Here is an 18783-nt window from a genome sequence, read left to right as displayed (position 1 = left end):
AAGTGTTCCAGTAAAGACAAGCTTATTGTCGGTTGTGTCCTTTTCTTTCTGAGGAACCAAGCTTGGTTTGATGAACTTATATAATAAAAAAGACTGACTATTCGTTTTAGACAGTCAAATATCATGCTTATAAAATAAATCAACTAGCCCAGAGCGCAAACAAGCCTTCTGCTACACCCAATTTGTATATATAATAAATTCCGAATGCAAAACTTATAGCTCCCGCCATTTTGATGAAGATTCGGTTTAAAACGATGTCCTTCCCATTCAAAGCAAACGGTATGCCTAGAATGGTAGTAAAGCACAGCATGCCAATAATTGTCCCTGCACCAAATATAATGATATAGATAGATCCTTCGCCAATACCGGTTACGGTCGACATCGTTAAAATGACCATTGCGGCACTGCCAGCGAGACCATGGACGAAACCAATTAAAGCAGACACCAAATAAGGACGAAATCTATCTTTCTCGTTCTTAATATCAGGGCGTGCTTTAAATAAACTTCTCGCCCCTAGCATAACAAGCATAATGCCAACGCCGAATTCCAGTGTCATGCTTAACGACTCTGGAATTTCCCCCTTCATCCAAATGAATAGCACACCTATAAGAAACAGCGTACTTGTATGGCCTATCCCCCAATACACCCCCGTTAGAGTGGAACGGGATAATTTTTTCGTGTTTCCTGCCGTCGTTGCTACGGCAATAACATGATCCGGTTCTAACGAATGCTTTATCCCCAATAGGAATCCTAATGTAAGAATCGACACCAAACTCATTTCTCTTTGACCTCCCCGAGACACTTCCAAACTTCTTCATACACCCTTTTAAGAGGTATATTGTTCTGTAAGGCAATTTTACGGCAATCTTCATATTCAGGTGCCTGCTGCAAGGTCAATCCCTCATGAATACCCCTCTTCATCGTCACTTTTCCCCATTGTGTATGTACATGTAAAAATGATCGTTCGAGCCTGTGCACGGTAAGTGGATAGTAGCGTATCCCGAGAGTCGTCGTTTCAGCAAATAATATCTTCTTCATTTTCGAAATCACCTGCTGTGAACAAAGAAGCTGCAATAACACTCCCGGTCGATTTTTTTTCATATAGATTGGCGTATAAAATACATCATTTGCTCCTGATTCGAACAACAAATCCATTACATGCCCCAGCCATTCACCGGAAATATCATCTAGATTCACTTCCATTTTCACCATTTGTTCATCAAGATGCTCATGATCAGGCGGGCGGTTCATTGAGTCTCCCCTATGATAACTCGAAGGACGTTCGGATGATTTTCGAATGTTTTTGTGCCCGCACCATAGCCAATCGATTCGACAGTCATGGGTGGAAGCGAGCCGAAATTTCCAGCTAAAACCGCAGCGATGGCAGCACCGGTCGGCGTTGCTAATTCAGAACGAATATCGTTTGAGGCAATCGGTACCCCCTTTAATATTTCAAGAGTGGCAGGTGCAGGAACAGGATATATTCCGTGATCAATATGTATATGTCCAGATCCCGTTGGAATGGCTGATGACTGAACTGATTCAATACCTAGCTGATCGATTAAAATTGCAGCCCCGATTATATCTATTATCGAGTCTACCGCCCCTACTTCATGAAAGTGTACTTTTTCCAGTGGAAGCCCGTGTATATGCCCTTCCGCTTCACCAATCTTCTTAAAAATGGCGAGTGACATGTTAGCTACCGATTCAATAAAGTTCGCCTCATTGATAACTTCTACAATTTGTTTGTAGGTACGGCTGCCGGGATGGCTGTGAGGTACATGGCTATGGTTGTGTTCATGTCCAAGACTGTGCTCGTGTTCATGACTGTGACTGTGACCATGACTGTGATCTTGTCCATGACTGTTACTGTGTCCATGACTGTGATCTTGTCCATGACTGTGACTGTGTCCATGACTGTGCTCAGGTTCATGACTGTTACTGTGTCCATGTCTGTGCTCGTGTTCATGACTGTGACTGTGTCCATGACTGTGCTCGTGTTCATGGCTGTGGCTATGTTCATGTGTTTGGTCTGATTTACTGGTAAGAATGACATCAAATTTAGTACTCGTAATGCCATTTTTGACGACCTTCCCCCATGACAGATTATATTCTTCATCCATGTTCAACTTTTTTAACTCTTCTTCCATTTGTACAGGGTCTGCACCTGCATCAATCAACGCACCAATAACCATATCTCCGCTTATGCCGGAAAAGCAGTCAAAATATAAAGTCCTCATCACAATTGACCTCCTTTTTATGTACAAGCTTGTATATAATCGCTGCATTGTAGGCTGCACCAAAGCCATTATCGATGTTCACCACACTTACACCAGATGCGCATGAATTGAGCATTGATAAAAGGGCCGATAAACCGTTAAAATTAGCACCGTAACCAATACTTGTCGGCACAGCAATAATTGGATTCGTGACAAGGCCTCCTAACACACTTGGAAGTGCCCCTTCCATTCCCGCGACACAAACTGATACGGTAGCACCCCTTATTTCGTCTATATTGTCAAGGAGGCGATGAAGCCCAGCAACGCCAACATCGTATATACGCCTGACAGGAATACCTAGAGTTTCGGCCGTCACGGCTGCTTCTTCAGCAACAGACAAATCTGATGTCCCGGCGCATACAATTGCAATATATGAATCAACGGATTTCGGCTTTTCTCTAACCCAAGCAAGTGTCCGTGCAATCTCGTTATACTCAAAATCATTACATTCTTTTTGTACAAATACCGCTTTTTCCCGAGAAATACGAGTCACAAGCACGGAATCATTCCTTGTCCGCAGTGATTGGACAATCGTTAAAATTTGTTCAGCTGTTTTCCCTTCCCCAAACACAATTTCGGGAAAGCCTTGTCTCCTTTTCCGATGATGATCGATTTTTACAAACCCTAAATTTTCATAGGATGCAAGTTTTCCCTTGGCTTCCGCAACTGTCAATGAACCCTTTTGAACCTGCTCCAAAATATCGTCAATCATGACATCTCTTCCTTTTTAAGCGCCATATTCATACTTCCGCTTGTATAGCCCGTGAGATCCATTGATACATACTTATAACCAAATTGCTTCAGCCGTTTCGTGATCGCCGCATGGTATTGAAGCACTCTTGGCATATCATCGGGTTCAACTTCAATTCGGGCAGTATCCTCATGCGTCCTTACTCTTACCTGATGAATATCCAGTGATTTTATGTAAGCCTCTGATTTATCAACTTTGGTCAATTTTTCCTTCGTAATGATATCGCCATATGCTATTCGTGAGGATAGGCAAGCAAATGACGGTTTATCCCAGGTTGGCAATTCGGCTTGCTTGGACAATACTCTTATTTCTTCTTTGAATAAATCGGCTTCTAGAAGAGGTCCCCTGATTCCTTTTTCTTTAGCTGCTTTCATGCCTGGACGAAATTCGTTAGCATCGTCAGCGATAACTCCATAAATAATATTATTAAATTCATATTCTTCAAGAATAGGAAGCAGGTGGTCAAATAAACTACTTTTACAAAAGTAACAGCGATTCTGATTGTTTTCTTTATATCCAGGAATGGCCAACTCCGAAGTTTGAATGACACGATGGTTGGCACCAATCCATTTTGATAGCATAATGGCTTCTTTCAACTCACTCGATGGATAGGTTTCCGAATCCGCTGTAACGGCTAACACATTATCATAACCCAGAGTATCAATAGCGACTTTTAACAAAAACGTGCTGTCCACCCCTCCTGAAAAAGCGACCACAACCGACTCCATTTTTTGAAGAATATCCTGCAGATTTCTGTACTTTTCTAGTAACATATCACTTTTCCCCTTTCTGGTTTATCTGAATTTATCCACTGCCCACCAGCATTATCACACCCTTGATGGATTACAAAAAAATTGAAAAGGAGGAAATAAAGCAGTCGTACTTTCATTCCCAGCGCTTATTGAAATGATATTCATATAAGCGCTGGACGGCTTTAGCTTTTTTGTACGATAGCCGAGAATTTTTTTGCCGTTTCTGTCAGCCTGGTGTAATCTTCACCTGTAATCAATTTCGCAGGATTGATCAATGAACCGCCTACTCCCGCCGCGATGGCCCCTGCCTTAAAAAATGACGCGAGGTTGTCAAGGTTGACCCCGCCTGTTGGCATAAGGGGAATATGAGGAAGCGGTCCTTTAAGATTTTTAAAGTAGCTAACCCCTAGTGCATCTGCCGGGAAAACTTTGATAATGTCAGCTCCATGCTCGTAAGCAGTCAATATTTCGGTTGGTGTGAGCGCACCAGGGATGCTAATAACGCCATAGCGCTTCGCCAGTTTAATCGTTTGGACATTGACGGTTGGAGAAAAGATAAATTCAGCCCCTGCCATGATGACCGCACGGGCCGTTTCAGGATCCAATACTGTACCGGCACCCGCTATGATATCATCACCGAACTCCTCTTTCACTTTTTCGATCAAATGGCACACTTTGGGTGTTTCCACTGTTATTTCTAGCGTTCGGATGCCGCCCTCTTTCAGGGCCCGGGCGATTGGTATAATTTGATTGGGGCGTGCACCGCGGATGACGCCGACCAGCTTCCCATGTTTAAGTTCTTCAAGTTTAGTCATTTTTTCCACCTTTCTACCTCGTTACATCCTCTGTGCCGCCACTCATGAACAAAGCGAGGTCGGCACGGGCCGGCAAACCCTCAACATCGCCATTTACCATCGTTGCCATTGCTCCCATGGCATTTCCACGCCTTGCAGCTTCATCTAGCGGCAGTCCATCAAGCAGTCCTGAAAGTACACCGGATGCAAAAGCATCCCCAGCACCGATGGGATCCACGACCCGTTCCACATAGAATCCAGGAATGTATGTTTTCGGTACAGACGGAGCTGAAATCAAAGAGCCTTCTTTGCCCAATTTAAGTAAAACTGTTTCGACACCGAGTTCATGAAAATGATCGGCAAATTTCTCCGGAGTATGGGAGCCGAATAAAAATTCGGCTTCGGCCACCCCAGGCATGACGATATCACTTTTCGAGGCGTACTTTGTTATGATGTGACGTGCTTCATTTTCATCACCCCATATTTTCAAACGAATATTCGGATCGAAGACGATTTTTGTTCCGTTTTCTTTAGCAATGCGGACCGCTTTATCCAAGAGCGACTGACAAGAATTCCCTAGTGCAGGGGTAATCCCCGTAATATGGAGATAAGCGGCATCTTGGATGGCAAGATCAGTTAGTAATTCCGCGGTCATTTTACTAGCTGCCGAATCTTTCCGGTAATAATAAACCCGGGTATCATTCAGCCGTCTGAATTCTTTAAAAAAGACCCCGGTAGGCGCATCAGGGTCTCTTGTTACATAAGAGACATCAACGCCTTCTCCGCGAATGAACGATTGCATGGCATTGCCAAATTCGTCATCACCGAGACGGCTAATCCAGCGTGAGCTATGACCGAGTCGGCTTAACCCGATCGCGACATTGGATTCCGCACCGGCAAACTTCATCGAAAAAGATCTGGCGTGGCGAAGCGGACCTTCTTCATTCGGGGTAAACACTGTCATCGTTTCTCCGATGGTTACAACATCCATGTCATCATCTTCTTTCTCTTGTCATGCTATTACGTGATTAGAAAGCGTACCGATCTTCTCAATGCTGACGTTCATCCGGTCACCGTTTTTCAACCAGATTTTTGGATTCCTTCCCATTCCAACTCCTGGTGGCGTGCCAGTTGCAATCAAATCACCTGGCATTAGTGTCATGGACTGTGATAAAAATGAAATGATTTTCGGAACCGTAAAAATTAGGTTGCTTGTATTTGAATCCTGCATAATTTCACCGTTTAATTCAAGCGAAATCGCTAGATTGTGAGGATCACCCACTTCATCTTTTGTAACGATAACAGGACCAAATGGAGCAAATGTGTCCGCCGTTTTGCCTCTTGACCACTGACCGTCCTGAAATTGCAAATCTCGGGCGCTGATATCATTCATAATCGTGTAGCCAAAGACGTAGTCATCCGCCTCTTCTTCTGACACACGTTTCGCTTCTTTTCCAATGACAAAAGCAAGCTCTGCTTCAAAGTCGACCTCTATTGAATTAATCGGGATTTCAATCGGATCATTATGACCTGTAATCGCATTCGAATATTTTGAAAAAATGACTGGCGAAGCAGGCGGCTCCATCCCCGTTTCCTTACAATGATCAAAATAGTTAAGTCCTACGCAAATGATTTTATCCGGCTTTGCGATTGGCGGCAGGATTTTCACATCTGACGTTTTGAATATTGCATCCTCATTTATCCGTTGCTCGATTAAGTGTTCAGCACGTGTGCGCAACTCGCTGCTTCGTTCTATAAATCTTTTCATGCATGCAGGAAATTCCTCTGGACAGAGAGCCGTTAAACTAATTATTTGATCATCTTGAACTAGACCGATGTGCTGTTCGGATTGCACGGAAAAAGTCGCTATTTTCATTTTTTTCCCCTTTCTTAGGTTAATGCGTATGGTGTTTTTTCCCCTTTTAAGACCTGAACGATATTTCTTGCTGCTTTTTGACGAAGTTCAACCATCGCTTCCTCAGAATACCAGGCGCTGTGAGGCGTAATGATGACATTGTCCATTGTGAGTAGCGGGCTATCGATGCTGACAGGCTCATTTTCTGTCACATCAAGTGCAGCACCTGAAATGATCCCTTTTTCAAGTGCATTGGAAAGTGCTTTTTCATCGATTATCGGTCCGCGTGCCGTGTTAATGATGACCGCGTTACTCTTCATCTGTTTAAGGCGCTCCTCATTGATCAGGTGGTATGTATCATCAATTAAGGGCACATGGATCGACAAATAATCGGCTTCGCCTATAATTTCGTCGAGATCCATTTTTTGAACCCCGACAGCAGCCATGTCTACAGCCGATACGAAAGGGTCATAAGCAGCGGTTTTAAAGCCGAGCGGTTTCACCTTTTCAATGAAACGGCGCGGAATCCGGCCAAAGCCGAGAACCCCAACCGTTTGTTCGTTAAAACGGTGAATCGGGACACACACTTTAAAGTCCCAGTTACCTTTTTTCACTTCCTTGTTTAACAGTGTCACTTTCCGCGCCGAAGAAAGTAAAAGTGCCAATGCATGATTCGATACTTCTTCCATGCCATAATCCGGTACATTGGCGACAGTAATCCCCTTTTCCTTAGCGGCATCGAGATCAATTGTATTGACGCCAACACCATAGCGGGAAATGATTTTCGTGTTTTCGAGCGACTCGATGACTCGTCTTGAGATAGGAGCATATTGATTTAAAATTGCATCCGCTTCTTTTGCATGCTCCATTACTTCCTCTTCAGTTTTGCATTGCGCTTTGATGAAATTGATTTCCAGACCGCTTTCTTGAAAAATCTCTTCTTCATATTTCAAATGTTCAAATTCGTAATCCGTTAATAATATTTTAAAGGTCATTCGGGCTCCACTCCTTTATAGTAAGACCAGACATCTATTTCGCTGCTGCCTTTTCAATTTTTGCAATGCCGAGTCCTTCTGCACCGAGTTTCGATGTTATTGCTTCAGGATAGTATCGTTCGATCATTTGAATGCCAATTGCGGCACGGCGTACACGTTCTTGAGCGAGTGAGATGTTCGTACTTTCCCATTGTTTCCCTGAAGGGTATACATCAGGATGATTGCGCAGACCAAATTTAATGTATACTGGCGCCAATACACGGATAATTTCTGGTATTTCATAATAGCGAAGAAAGCCTCCGAAGGTATCCGGAACTTCAACATATAAATCAATGGGAATGTTTATTGATTGTCGGATCGCTGCAAGTTTGGACAGCGTTAATGCAGGTGGTACGTTGTAGGTATCCGCTCCGATGTCTTCCATTAATTTAACGGATACTGGATTGGCTGAACCCATTTGAACCGATACTTTAACAACAAATTCTTTCGGAAGCTGTCCGTGTTTTTTCATTTCTTTCGTTAAAAGTAGGAGTCCTTCATCTGCGACTAACGCACCGCGAAGACCAAGTGCAGCTCCTCTTTTCAAGTCTTCCATGGCATAAACAAGCTGGTCCGATCCTTCATGGCGGATTCCCTGGGATTTACCTCCTGGCGTAAGCGGCCCCGCACTGACATCCCAAGAACCCCTGGGACCGACAAACAAACTGAGCTCCATACCGCGCTCTGCTGTCATTTCACACATTTCTTTAATTTCTTCATCCGTTTGAAGCATGATGCCGCTGCCCTGGGATATCCGGTGAATAGTCAAACCAAGCCGGTCAATTTCTTTCAATGTTTCTTTTAGGGCCGCTGGACCTTCTACACTTGGCAGTTCAATGCGGTATTGAGCACCGTCTGGAAATGTTTTCGTTGATGTAGGAAGTTCTTTAAGATCAGTAGATGGGTAGCCTAACGTTTCGAGCAAGTCGCGTGATTCTTTCATTTTTGGACGCCTTCTTTCATATCTATATTTTTTAAGAGAGCAGCTACTTTGTCACTCAAATCAGCAGGGTATACATCGCATGGGGCACGGTGACCAGCAGCAACGTCAAACCAGCGCTGATGAACAGCTTCCTTCATGGCTGTAAAAAATGTCGGACCGTAATTGTACACATCCATCAGTTTTGAAATCACTTGATGATTTTTCTGGGCTTCAGCGAGATCTCCTTTATGATACGATTCATATAAATGTACGGATATTTCCGGGGCAAAGACCGCGCTTCCATTAATGCTTCCCGCTGCTCCAATCATTTGGGCCGGAAGCAAATGCTCGTCAAAAGCGGAGAAGACTTTGAAATCACTGCGAACTTTCTTCACTTCAGCCAGCACTTGACGAAGGTGGCCGAAATCACTGACCGTCTCTTTAATACCTGCAATGTTTGAATGATCTTCGGCTAATTTTTTAATCAGTTCGATGGATAAGTTTTGACCTGTCAAGAGCGGGATGTTATAAATGAAAACTTGCAGATTAGTATGGTTCGCCACACTGGAAAAATGTCGGTATAATTGCTCGTCAGACAGCTTCCAGTAATATGGGTTGACTACGAGAACACCGTTCGCTCCATGCTTTTCTGCATAAGAAGTCAGTTCTTGCACCTCTTTTAATGCGGTATGCCCGACTCCGACCATAACTGGCACTCTTCCGTTAATGTACTTTAACATTTCGCGTACATATAATTTCCTTTCTTCAGTTGTAAGTGAGGAGAACTCACCTGAACTGCCCATCAACAAAATACCGTCAATATTCCGTGAGATTAATAGGTCGATATACCTTCTGTTCAACTCCAAATCCAAGTTCCCCGTTTCATCAAATAAGGTGACTACCGGTGGAATGATGCCATGAAAGTCCATTATTTTTCCTCCTTTTATTACCATTCAGCGATGCTCCCGTCCTCATTTCGCCAAATTGGGTTCTTCCAATCATGTCCGGTCTCTGCTGCCTGCATCACTTTTTCCTCATCGATTACCACACCAAGACCCGGTTTATCAGGAATGTTCACATAACCATCTTCATAGTCGAATAATTCTGGATTTTTCATATAATCGAGAATGTCCATGCCTTCGTTGTAATGAATACCAAGGCTTTGCTCCTGAATAATGAAATTCGGTGTCGTTGCGTCCAGATGAATGGATGAAGCGAGTGTCATCGGACCGAGCGGGCAGTGCGGCGCAATGGCTACATCATACGCTTCTGCCATGGCGGCAATTTTTTTCCCTTCTAAAATACCACCTGTATGAGACAGATCCGGCTGAATTATATCGACATAACCATCTTGAAGTAGCTGCTTAAAGCCCCAGCGCGTATACATTCTTTCTCCCGTCGCAATCGGACACGTAGTATGCCAGGCAATCTCACGAAGTGCTTCATTGTTTTCCGGGAGCACCGGTTCTTCAATGAACATGGGACGGTAAGGTTCCAGTTCTTTTACAATCGCTTTTGCCATCGTTTTATGAATCCTCCCGTGAAAATCCACACCGATGCCAAAGTCGTTGCCAACCGCTTCCCTGATTGAAGCAACGCGTTCGATGACCGCTTCTACTTTCGAAAAGCTATCTATGTAATTCATTTCTTCTGATGCGTTCATTTTGACAGCAAGGAAGCCTTCTTTCTGTTTTTCAATTGCGGCAGCAACGACATCCACAGGTCGATCTCCTCCGACCCATGAATACACTTTAATTTTTTGACGTGCTTTGCCGCCGAGCATTTGGTATACAGGAATATCGAAGTATTTTCCTTTTATATCCCATAATGCCTGCTCAATGCCGGAAATGGCACTCATTAAAATTGGGCCACCGCGGTAAAATCCACCTCGATAAAGCGTTTGCCAGATATCTTCAATGTCGTTCGGATTTCTCCCTATCAAATAATCAGTCAGTTCGTTAACTGCTGCTTTAACCGTTTCAGCACGGCCTTCCACGACAGGCTCTCCCCATCCGGAAATGCCTTCATCCGTATCGATTTTTAAAAACAGCCAGCGGGGCGGAACTTTGTATAAAGAAATTTTTATGATTTTCATCAAGCACCTCGCAATGTTTTTTGAAGAAAGAGAGATTTTCAAACATGGAAACCTCCCTTATACTTGTTAAGAACCTTTAATAAAAACCGTTTTTATGGCCGTATAAAATTCTTTCGCCGCTTCACCTTGCTCTCGCGAACCCGTGCTTGATGCCTTCATGCCTCCGAATGGGGCTTGCAACTCTACGCCCGCGCTTTCTGCGTTAATACGGACAAGACCTGCTTCAATTTCATCGATGAATTCCAAAATTGAACTAATATTTGATGTGAAGATTGATGCACTCAATCCGTACTTCGTATTATTTGCCAAGTCAATCGCTTCGACCAGATCTGTTGCTTTCATAAGCGCGATAACTGGTCCAAAAATTTCTGCCTGTGCAATTTCCATTTCGGACGTCACGTCTTCAAAAATCGCTGGTGTGATGAAAAAGCCCCTATCATAGTCTCCGCCAGTTAATATCTCCCCGCCATGTATGAGTTTTGCGCCCTCCTGCTTGCCTTTTTCAATGTACTCTGTCACCGTTTTGAACTGGCTTTCGCTTGCACATGGGCCCATCCAAATACCCTCTTGAAGACCGTTGCCAACTGTAATTTCCCCTGCTGCCTTTACCAGTTTTTGTTTGAATTCATCATAGACTGACGATTCAACGACAACACGGCTTGAAGCTGTGCATTTTTGGCCGGAAGAACGAAATCCACCGCTGATGACCGCCTCGACAGCTTGGTCGATGTTTGCATCTTTCGTTACGATGACTGGATTCTTGCCACCCATTTCAAGCTGATATTTTATCCCGCGGGCGGAAGCTGATTTTGCGACGCTCTGACCGACACTTTCAGAACCGGTAAATGTGATCGCATTTAAAAGCGGATGATCGATGAGTCCTTGTCCAATGATCGATCCTTTACCGGTAATAAAATTCACTACGCCCTCAGGGAAGCCTGCTTTTGTGAAGCATTCCATGACTTTCGCTGCCGTAACGGCTCCCTCCGTAGCAGGTTTCCATACGATTGAGTTGCCATATACAAGAGCAGGAGCCATTTTCCAGATGGGTATTGCTACCGGGAAGTTCCATGGCGTGATTATCCCGACAACACCTAGTGGGCTGCGTTTCGTGAACATTAGAGCATCTTTATCGGATGATGGTATTACATCGCCGTCTTTCCGCATTCCTTCCCCAGCATAGTAACGCAGGATTGCAACACCCCGTGCCGTTTCACCCTTTGCTTCAGGTAACGTTTTACCCATTTCGCGAGTCATGGTTTCGGCAATTTCATCTAGATTTTCTTCCAATATATTGGCCGTTTTGAAAAGGATTTGCCCACGTGCAGACTGGCCGAGCCTGCGCCAATCCCTTTTTGCCTTATGCGCTGCGGCTACAGCTTTATTCAAGTCTTTTTCGGTTGAGCTTTGTACGTAGCCAACCGGTTCTTTGTCCGCAGGATTAATGCTTTGGATTGTATTTCCAGAAGATGCATTCACCCACTCATTATTAATGAAATTTTTATATGTTTTCGTTGCAAATGTAGTTGATATCATAGTCTTTAGCTCCTTTTTCGTTTTAGAATGTCGGTCCAATTCTCCATATACCAAAGTCATGCTGCTTTAATATCTCCGCTTTTGTTAGTTTCCCGTTAGAAACATGTTGAATTTCTTCCATGATGCGCCTGCCCACTTCATCAACGGTTTCTAAACCATCAACGATCGTACCAGCATTTAAATCCATATTTTCATTCATCCTGTCAAACATTGGTGTATTAGTCGAGATTTTTATGACGGGTGAAATAGGAGAACCAGTCGGCGTGCCTCTTCCACTTGTAAAGAGAACGATTTGGGCACCGCCTGCGACCATACCCGTCAATTGCTCAATGTCATGGCCAGGCGTATCCATCCATACTAGCCCTTTTTTTGTGGGTACCTGGGCATAATCAATGACTTCTTCCAATCTGGTTGTACCTGATTTTGTCGCTGCCCCCAGGGATTTTTCTTCTAGTGAGCTGAGACCTCCCTCAATGTTTCCCGGACTTGGATTTCCGGTGCGGATGTCTACGCCCATTTGAATCGAGCGGTCTTCCATCATTTTAATAACCGCATAAGCTTTTTTTGCTACCTGGTCATTTGCCGCCCTGTTTGTGATCAAATGCTCTGCACCGATGAGTTCAGTCGTTTCCGCTAATATTGCGGTTCCCCCTTGCTGAACTACCAAATCGCTAGTACGTCCGACTGCCGGGTTCGCCGATAAGCCGGAGCATGCATCCGACCCACCGCATTCTGTGCCGACAATCAGCTCGCTAAAATCACATAATTCCCGTTGCACCATCGAGGCATCCTGGACCATTTTGACCGCGATTTTAGATACTTCGGCAATGGTTTGAAGAGTGCCTCCATGATCCTGGATCGATACAGTTTTCACTGGTTTACCGCATTTGGCAATTTCATCCCCAATACGGTGCGCCTGATGTGTTTCACAGCCAAGTCCGAGTACTATGACACCATATACATTTGGATTCATACCCATTCCCGCATAGGTTCGGGCCGTTTGATCATAATCAGTGCCCACTTGCGCACAGCCATGCTGATGAATGAATGTGACGGTTCCGCTCACCAATTCTGTGACGCGCTGAGCTGTTTGAGTTGCACATGTTATCGTTGGCAAAATCAGTACATGATTCCGTACACCGACGCGGCCATCCGGACGGCGGTAGCCCCAAAACTGCATTTTTTCATTCAGCAATTTTGTCACCCCTTCCTCTTTTGCCTTCTAAATTGTGTACATGAACATGTGCACCAGCGGGAATAGAAGCTGAGGCTGCACCTATGACTTCCCCATATTTAATTATGTCTTCTCCTTGGTTGATGGCCTTGACTGCGAACTTATGTCCAAAACGGATCGGTTCAAGAATGGGTACGACAAGTTCTTCAAGGTCTGACTTCACAACTACTGATGTGTTTGCAGGGATTTCGGATAAAGCGACAGCTACACTATCTTCCCTACTTAGGTAAAGTGTTTTATACTCGCTCATTTTGTCACCCCTTAAATGGTTTGAACTGCTTTACTTTGGATGACCGGGTTGTTTAATACCCCTATCCCTGGTATTTCGATTTCAATCCGGTCATCGCCTTTCAATGTAAATTCATTTGGCGGAACCACGCAAGTACCTGTAAGTAAAACGGATCCGTCAAATACAGTATTATCTAAAACTAAATAGTCGACGAGCTCTTCCAACTTTCGTTTCAGTTGGTTTACTTTCGCTTCACCTTCAAATACTTTTTCTTCATTTCGAAAAATCCGGCACATGATTTTAAGCTCGTATGGATCTGGAACAGCCTCTTTTAACAAGATGGCGGGTCCAATGGAACAAGAGTTTTTCCAAACCTTTGCCTGTGGGAGATAAAGCGGGTTTTCACCTTCAATATCACGGCAGCTCATGTCATTACCTGCGATATATCCAAGCACCGTTCCCTTTTTATCGATGACAAGACCAAGCTCCGGCTCCGGAATTTGCCATTTTGAATCTGAACGCAAATATACCGGGTCATTCGGTCCTACGGTTCTTGCTGCAGTTGATTTAAAGAAAATCTCAGGACGCTCTGCATCATAAACTTTGTCATAGAATGTTTGGCGGTCCAGCTTTCCTTGCGTAGCTTCGTAGTTACGTGCTTCCTTGCTTTTTTTATACGTAACGCCTGATGCCCATACTTCCGGCGCGTCGATAGGCGTTGTTAATTGAAGACCCTCCAATGGCTGCTTTTTCCCTTCAGCGACAATTTGTTTTACAATGTCAAACGGCGTTCTGTTTTCATGGCGTGCCGTTGTAATCAACGACATAAAATCAGTAAATGGAAGGTCCACCACATTGTTTTCGTTTGTCACGGCAGCAAGTTGTTTTTTGTTTTCATGTACATAGCGAATAATTCTCATTTGCTAGTTCCTCCTTAGGGCAATCCTTTTTTTATATTTTTTGATATTCATAACCGAGCTCCTGCGAAATTTTATTGCTGCATTCCTTTAAGAGACGTACATAATACTCTTGTGTTTCTTCGTTTACTTTCGAAGCAGGCATCGATACACTCATTGCAGCGATTACCTTTCCTGAATAATCTCTTATCGGTACGGCAAGACAGAAAATGCCCGGTTCATTTTCTTCATTATCCATTGAATAACCATTAATGCGTGCTTTTTCGATTTCGGCTAAAAACTGTTCCTTGGATCTAATCGATTTTTCTGTCGGTCCCGTATAATCATAGCCGTCCAAGAGCAAATCCAGTTCACTATCCGTTTTGGTTGCAACAAGAGATTTGCCAACTGCACTTGTATGAATCGGAACACGACGGCCAATACGGGAATACAGGACCGTTACCCCAGTACCTTCAACTTTATCGACATAGACACCTTCCTGCCCGTCCAATATGACAAGGTGCAGCGTCAAATTCGTTGTTGCTGAAAGCCCTTCAAGATGTTTTCTTGCTACATTGCGCAAATCGAGATGGGTCACAACAACGCTTCCCCTCTCCAATAGCTTTAATCCTAGCGAGTATTTTCCATTTTCTTCGCCTTGTGAAATATAGTGATGCTCCTGTAAGGTTTTTAATAGTGAATGAACCGTACTTTTATGTAAATTCATTCTCTTACTTATCTCTGTGATAGTTAGTTCACGCTCACGCTCATCAAATAAATCCAATATTTTCAAGGCACGCTCCACCGATTGGATGATAGGCATCGTTCCTCACTCCTTTTCATTCTGTCTACCTTTATCTTATCGGATTTATGACGAGCATACCTCACTTTATTTCTACTTTTTTTTCATGGATTATAATATCTTGTTCATAATCAAGTACCGCATCCTCAATGACAGCGATTGGAACAACACCATTTGCTGCATCTGTATGCCCAAACATCCTGTTGCTTGCCGCAACCATTTTCTGTCTAACTTTCATCCGCTGCTTGCGTTCAGCTGCCAATGATTGTCTTTCTTCTTTAAAATGATCCGCAAAATCATGAATCACCTTTCCAGAATGAAGTTTAGTAGAATCTACAAAATCAATTCGTCGATCACGAAGCTGAAGGTGAATTACATCCCCTGATTTAAGTAAACCTATGCCGCCACCTTCATACGCTTCCGGTGTCATATGCCCTATGGCAGCTCCATATGTGACTCCTGAATAGCGGCCGTCGCTAATGATTGTAGCGATTTTTTTCATAACACGATTTGCATTGATGTGTTGCATTGGTGTAAACATTTCCGGCATTCCGAATGCCACTGGCCCCTGCCCTGAGATAATAACCGCAATTTTCAATGTGCCGGCTTCAACCATCCTGTCAAATAATTCCCCATAGGTAGCGGTTTTTAGAAGAGACCATTCCGACTCATTGTTGTATTTAAGAGATTCTAGCAATAGATTATGTTCGAAAAGCTTTTGCTCTTTTATTTTTGAAAGCAGATTTGAATCGAGCAGGCTTTTATTTGCATCATCTTCATTTTCGTAATAAAGGACAAATGCAAGCTTATCGTCGAATTGGTCAAGCTGTGGTGTCGGCATTCCGCTGATTTTTACAACGGCGCTTTCAAAGAAGTTTCCTTTTAATACATCAACACCGCTGAATCCACGTCGTGGATTGGATAAAATGACCTGATTTTTCTTAACATTAACTGCTTTTAGGCTATTTGTGATCGAAAGACGTTCTTTCCAAGTTTTTGCTGCGACAGTCGGAGCATCCTGATCCATTGGTACACCATTCTCAATAAGTTCATGAAAAAGTGTTTCCATTCCTCTGCTTTTCCCGCTGCAACACTGCATCGCAAGTGAATAAATGTCCCTTCCTTCTGTCAAACTGTAATCAAATAAGTCAGGAATTGGATGTGAATGATGAATGCGGTCAAGGTCCCATAAACTGAATTTGAATCCTGCATAAAGCATGCCTGCGACAATATGCATCATTAAGTTAGTAGAACCACCCGATGCGCTGTGTATACGGATTGCATTTTTTATGTTCGCAGCGACAATGTTGGCCACGCCGTAGCGCTCTTCGTTTATCATGTCGGCAAAGCTATCAAGCACCGAGTTAATCTGGCGTTGTGTTGGCGGATCGGTCAACAGCTCCACTGCTGGATGTACGAGACCCATGCCTGCCACTAAATGACGTGAACTATTCCCCGTACCATTAAATGCACATACACCTCCCTGCCCGTCACATGTTGCGACAGCAAGTCTCATTTCAAAGTATTTATGCTGTTCCTTCGTCAATATTCCTCGTTCATAGGCCCGTTCAAACACGCCCTGGAAAGCAGTATTCGATGAACATTGCAATATATATGCCATCGTATCTCGTAAATCTACGGCTACATCGGCTGCTCCTTTGCTTTCCGCATTTTTCGCAAGAGTTTCCAATTCTTCAATTACGTCAGCTGGAATCGAACCGCCTTCCAATACGTGAGCAGGTGCGAATGTTGCGAAAAAGGGTGCTTCACCACGGTTTCGGCGAACACGATCAACATGGGCGAGTGCACTTACAACACCAAGAGGCTGCTTATCACACCCTTGAATGACGAATGCACCATGATAACTGTGAGCTTCCAGCTGGTTGACAACCATTTGTGCAACCGCGTTTCGGCTCTGGAGAGAGTAACTCATTCCTTGATTGTTTTGTGCAGTGCCATCACACATTACCGGTGTCGAGAAATGAAACGGCACGCCGCCGTTTTGCCAAATGCGGATTGCTGCCCGTGCTGACGTTTGGTAATCCATTATATGGGCCGGATGATCGGACGAACCACCGATTATTGCGATACGCGGGGCATTCCTCTCGAGCCGCATATAAATTTCTTCAAGCGTCCAATCAGGCTTCCCCCCTTCATATGTGGTGCCTAGCGTCAGCTTCGAACGGTCCAACAGACCTGCAACCGTAATAGGTTCATTTGCTTTTCCCTGCACATTATCGCGGTAAGGGTTTATTTCGTTATCAATTAGTGGATATAGGTGTGTCATTTCAGCACTCCTTTTCTGAGTTCAAATCATTTCTTTCGTTCTATGAAAATAGTAAAGAAGATTTTTAGTCCAGTGCCAAGTCTTCTGGGTCTGACAAGATCTCTATATCTTCATTCTTTAAAGCTTCTTCCATCATGCTTTCAGAAATCCAAATTTCACCGATTTCAAGCGTGTTTTTAATTCTTACGATTCTCACTTTATTCAAATCGAAGGCATTGCATGTTTTGATGGCAGCTTTTACAGCCAATTCCTGCGTATCCAAAAACATCGGAAGCTTTACTACATCTGTGACTGTGCTGGTGAGTGCATTGGCATACCCTTTTTCCCATTTTATTTCTTTCATGACGGCTTTTGTCGTCATATCTGCCATGCCAATGCCATTCGCATTACCGTGAGTTTTTTCAGTAAGTCCAAGTACAACGGTCCGTTTAACGTCTGGCCCCCCGGTAGCATATGGTGTGGCGAAATTACCCGTTATGTTCGGGTCCATTCCATCCCCCGAAATGTCCTTTCCGAGTTCATTTACAATAAGTACGTCCATCGAATTGAAATGTATTTTCGGCATCAATGATTTTGCTTCAAGCAACAGTCCCGGTTCCACTACCTCCAAATCCTCCGCTGGAACTGCGACGATTTTCGCCGGTTTATCATAAGCGTTTTCAATCGACGCAAGACCAAATATGATAGGAGCTCTTGACAAGGAAACCTTAGCCATTTCAGGGACATGTTCCGCCATATACTTAAAGCTGTATGCATGTGCAGCTTCGGCTCCCTTTTGCTTTCCTAAACCGATCGTTATCATTTTCATAAGTCCGCTTTCAACCGGTCCGCGAAATGCTGTATGTGGTTTTATCCGATTAATGACTATGATTTTATCCGATTCGTAAGCAAGTTTATCAATATAGACAGGGAGGCCATTTGGCAACTCATCCAGTTTAATAACTTCCATCGATGACCTGATAGGCGCTCCAACCGCTTCTTCTGAAATACCCAGCTGAAGCAACACATCGATTTGCCCTTCCGCCGTGGCACCACCATGGCTTCCCATTGCAGGTACGATGAAAGGATTACCTCCCGCCTCCTTAACGGCAGCCACCGTTTCTCTTACTAATGTAGGAAGGTCCGCTACCCCTCTGCTTCCTACTGCAATTGCCACCCTGTCTTCTTCATTTATTCTTGATAAGACACCTGCTTCTTTTATCGCCTTCTTCACCTCACCAGCTACATCAGCGATTTGAGTTGTACGAAATTTCTGCCTCACTTGTACCATTTTCGGTAATTGGATTTCACGTAAAAGTTCAGAGATAATATCCATTT

Annotated in this window: 19 protein-coding genes; all 19 read right to left on the bottom strand. The window is 43.9% G+C overall.

Going from position 1 to position 18783, the window contains the following annotated elements:
• Positions 1 to 139: 139 nt before the first annotated feature.
• The 19 genes from AC2YHV_RS20045 to AC2YHV_RS19955 all read right to left on the bottom strand — a co-directional run bounded on the left by AC2YHV_RS20045 (position 140) and on the right by AC2YHV_RS19955 (position 18781).
• Positions 140 to 778 carry an urease accessory protein UreH gene (locus tag AC2YHV_RS20045; protein WP_487373921.1) on the bottom strand — a complete coding sequence of 213 codons (639 nt, stop codon included), beginning with the start codon at positions 776 to 778 and terminating at the stop codon, positions 140 to 142.
• On the bottom strand, positions 775 to 1251 hold the full coding sequence (gene larC2 / locus AC2YHV_RS20040; protein WP_098864364.1) for a nickel pincer cofactor biosynthesis protein LarC2: 477 nt from the start codon (positions 1249 to 1251) through the stop codon (positions 775 to 777). The genes AC2YHV_RS20045 and larC2 overlap by 4 nt, the downstream gene beginning before the upstream one ends.
• Positions 1248 to 2240 (bottom strand): nickel pincer cofactor biosynthesis protein LarC, encoded by a 993-nt coding sequence (larC, locus tag AC2YHV_RS20035; RefSeq protein WP_487373920.1) that lies wholly within the window; start codon positions 2238 to 2240, stop codon positions 1248 to 1250. Before larC ends, larC2 begins: the two co-directional genes overlap by 4 nt.
• Positions 2221 to 2991 carry a nickel pincer cofactor biosynthesis protein LarB gene (gene larB / locus AC2YHV_RS20030; protein ID WP_487373919.1) on the bottom strand — a complete coding sequence of 257 codons (771 nt, stop codon included), beginning with the start codon at positions 2989 to 2991 and terminating at the stop codon, positions 2221 to 2223. Before larB ends, larC begins: the two co-directional genes overlap by 20 nt.
• Complete coding sequence (gene larE, locus AC2YHV_RS20025) at positions 2988 to 3803, bottom strand: ATP-dependent sacrificial sulfur transferase LarE (RefSeq protein ID WP_430755749.1); 816 nt, start codon at positions 3801 to 3803, stop codon at positions 2988 to 2990. Before larE ends, larB begins: the two co-directional genes overlap by 4 nt.
• A gap of 161 nt (positions 3804 to 3964) precedes the next feature.
• Positions 3965 to 4597, bottom strand: a complete 633-nt coding sequence (locus tag AC2YHV_RS20020; RefSeq protein WP_098185453.1) for a bifunctional 4-hydroxy-2-oxoglutarate aldolase/2-dehydro-3-deoxy-phosphogluconate aldolase — start codon at positions 4595 to 4597, stop codon at positions 3965 to 3967.
• Between the two features lie 13 nt (positions 4598 to 4610).
• Positions 4611 to 5567 carry a sugar kinase gene (locus AC2YHV_RS20015; RefSeq protein ID WP_487373918.1) on the bottom strand — a complete coding sequence of 319 codons (957 nt, stop codon included), beginning with the start codon at positions 5565 to 5567 and terminating at the stop codon, positions 4611 to 4613.
• A 21-nt stretch (positions 5568 to 5588) separates the two neighbouring features.
• On the bottom strand, positions 5589 to 6452 hold the full coding sequence (locus AC2YHV_RS20010; RefSeq protein ID WP_487373917.1) for a fumarylacetoacetate hydrolase family protein: 864 nt from the start codon (positions 6450 to 6452) through the stop codon (positions 5589 to 5591).
• A gap of 14 nt (positions 6453 to 6466) precedes the next feature.
• Positions 6467 to 7426 carry a C-terminal binding protein gene (locus AC2YHV_RS20005; RefSeq protein ID WP_487373916.1) on the bottom strand — a complete coding sequence of 320 codons (960 nt, stop codon included), beginning with the start codon at positions 7424 to 7426 and terminating at the stop codon, positions 6467 to 6469.
• Between the two features lie 34 nt (positions 7427 to 7460).
• A complete protein-coding gene (locus AC2YHV_RS20000) occupies positions 7461 to 8408 on the bottom strand; it encodes a hypothetical protein (protein ID WP_487373915.1) in 948 nt (315 codons plus the stop codon).
• On the bottom strand, positions 8405 to 9316 hold the full coding sequence (locus AC2YHV_RS19995) for a dihydrodipicolinate synthase family protein (RefSeq protein ID WP_487373914.1): 912 nt from the start codon (positions 9314 to 9316) through the stop codon (positions 8405 to 8407). Before AC2YHV_RS19995 ends, AC2YHV_RS20000 begins: the two co-directional genes overlap by 4 nt.
• Before the next feature lie 17 nt (positions 9317 to 9333).
• Positions 9334 to 10482, bottom strand: coding sequence for a galactonate dehydratase (gene dgoD / locus AC2YHV_RS19990; protein ID WP_487373913.1), 1149 nt, complete (start codon positions 10480 to 10482; stop codon positions 9334 to 9336).
• Between the two features lie 66 nt (positions 10483 to 10548).
• Positions 10549 to 12018 carry an alpha-ketoglutaric semialdehyde dehydrogenase GucD gene (gene gucD, locus AC2YHV_RS19985; protein WP_487373912.1) on the bottom strand — a complete coding sequence of 490 codons (1470 nt, stop codon included), beginning with the start codon at positions 12016 to 12018 and terminating at the stop codon, positions 10549 to 10551.
• 22 nt (positions 12019 to 12040) lie between these two features.
• On the bottom strand, positions 12041 to 13198 hold the full coding sequence (locus AC2YHV_RS19980; protein WP_487373976.1) for a UxaA family hydrolase: 1158 nt from the start codon (positions 13196 to 13198) through the stop codon (positions 12041 to 12043).
• Positions 13199 to 13202: 4 nt separating this feature from the next.
• Complete coding sequence (locus AC2YHV_RS19975; RefSeq protein WP_098936600.1) at positions 13203 to 13502, bottom strand: UxaA family hydrolase; 300 nt, start codon at positions 13500 to 13502, stop codon at positions 13203 to 13205.
• An 11-nt stretch (positions 13503 to 13513) separates the two neighbouring features.
• Complete coding sequence (locus AC2YHV_RS19970) at positions 13514 to 14401, bottom strand: fumarylacetoacetate hydrolase family protein (protein ID WP_487373911.1); 888 nt, start codon at positions 14399 to 14401, stop codon at positions 13514 to 13516.
• A 31-nt stretch (positions 14402 to 14432) separates the two neighbouring features.
• Complete coding sequence (locus AC2YHV_RS19965) at positions 14433 to 15200, bottom strand: IclR family transcriptional regulator (protein WP_063576083.1); 768 nt, start codon at positions 15198 to 15200, stop codon at positions 14433 to 14435.
• Positions 15201 to 15261: 61 nt separating this feature from the next.
• Positions 15262 to 17466, bottom strand: coding sequence for a dihydroxy-acid dehydratase domain-containing protein (locus AC2YHV_RS19960; RefSeq protein WP_487373910.1), 2205 nt, complete (start codon positions 17464 to 17466; stop codon positions 15262 to 15264).
• A gap of 64 nt (positions 17467 to 17530) precedes the next feature.
• Positions 17531 to 18781, bottom strand: a complete 1251-nt coding sequence (locus tag AC2YHV_RS19955) for a nickel pincer cofactor-dependent isomerase, group 22 (RefSeq protein ID WP_487373909.1) — start codon at positions 18779 to 18781, stop codon at positions 17531 to 17533.
• Positions 18782 to 18783 lie beyond the last annotated feature (2 nt).

It is taken from the genome of Peribacillus sp. SRI_006, from assembly GCF_057586375.1.
Note: the sequence above shows the minus strand (reverse complement) of the source record. Positions and strands in the feature narration are given on the sequence as shown.

What these genes read in the sequence shown, in the direction of transcription:
- AC2YHV_RS19955 (WP_487373909.1), bottom strand. Translation starts at nt 18,781, where the DNA reads ATGGATATTATCTCTGAACTTTTACGTGAAATCCAATTACCGAAAATG.
- AC2YHV_RS19965 (WP_063576083.1), bottom strand. Translation starts at nt 15,200, where the DNA reads ATGCCTATCATCCAATCGGTGGAGCGTGCCTTGAAAATATTGGATTTA.
- AC2YHV_RS20005 (WP_487373916.1), bottom strand. Translation starts at nt 7,426, where the DNA reads ATGACCTTTAAAATATTATTAACGGATTACGAATTTGAACATTTGAAA.
- dgoD (WP_487373913.1), bottom strand. Translation starts at nt 10,482, where the DNA reads ATGAAAATCATAAAAATTTCTTTATACAAAGTTCCGCCCCGCTGGCTG.
- AC2YHV_RS20045 (WP_487373921.1), bottom strand. Translation starts at nt 778, where the DNA reads ATGAGTTTGGTGTCGATTCTTACATTAGGATTCCTATTGGGGATAAAG.
- AC2YHV_RS20015 (WP_487373918.1), bottom strand. Translation starts at nt 5,567, where the DNA reads ATGGATGTTGTAACCATCGGAGAAACGATGACAGTGTTTACCCCGAAT.
- AC2YHV_RS20020 (WP_098185453.1), bottom strand. Translation starts at nt 4,597, where the DNA reads ATGACTAAACTTGAAGAACTTAAACATGGGAAGCTGGTCGGCGTCATC.
- AC2YHV_RS19960 (WP_487373910.1), bottom strand. Translation starts at nt 17,466, where the DNA reads ATGACACACCTATATCCACTAATTGATAACGAAATAAACCCTTACCGC.
- AC2YHV_RS20010 (WP_487373917.1), bottom strand. Translation starts at nt 6,452, where the DNA reads ATGAAAATAGCGACTTTTTCCGTGCAATCCGAACAGCACATCGGTCTA.
- gucD (WP_487373912.1), bottom strand. Translation starts at nt 12,018, where the DNA reads ATGATATCAACTACATTTGCAACGAAAACATATAAAAATTTCATTAAT.
- larB (WP_487373919.1), bottom strand. Translation starts at nt 2,991, where the DNA reads ATGATTGACGATATTTTGGAGCAGGTTCAAAAGGGTTCATTGACAGTT.
- AC2YHV_RS19980 (WP_487373976.1), bottom strand. Translation starts at nt 13,198, where the DNA reads ATGCAGTTTTGGGGCTACCGCCGTCCGGATGGCCGCGTCGGTGTACGG.
- AC2YHV_RS19975 (WP_098936600.1), bottom strand. Translation starts at nt 13,502, where the DNA reads ATGAGCGAGTATAAAACACTTTACCTAAGTAGGGAAGATAGTGTAGCT.
- AC2YHV_RS20000 (WP_487373915.1), bottom strand. Translation starts at nt 8,408, where the DNA reads ATGAAAGAATCACGCGACTTGCTCGAAACGTTAGGCTACCCATCTACT.
- larE (WP_430755749.1), bottom strand. Translation starts at nt 3,803, where the DNA reads ATGTTACTAGAAAAGTACAGAAATCTGCAGGATATTCTTCAAAAAATG.
- larC (WP_487373920.1), bottom strand. Translation starts at nt 2,240, where the DNA reads ATGAGGACTTTATATTTTGACTGCTTTTCCGGCATAAGCGGAGATATG.
- AC2YHV_RS19970 (WP_487373911.1), bottom strand. Translation starts at nt 14,401, where the DNA reads ATGAGAATTATTCGCTATGTACATGAAAACAAAAAACAACTTGCTGCC.
- AC2YHV_RS19995 (WP_487373914.1), bottom strand. Translation starts at nt 9,316, where the DNA reads ATGGACTTTCATGGCATCATTCCACCGGTAGTCACCTTATTTGATGAA.
- larC2 (WP_098864364.1), bottom strand. Translation starts at nt 1,251, where the DNA reads ATGAACCGCCCGCCTGATCATGAGCATCTTGATGAACAAATGGTGAAA.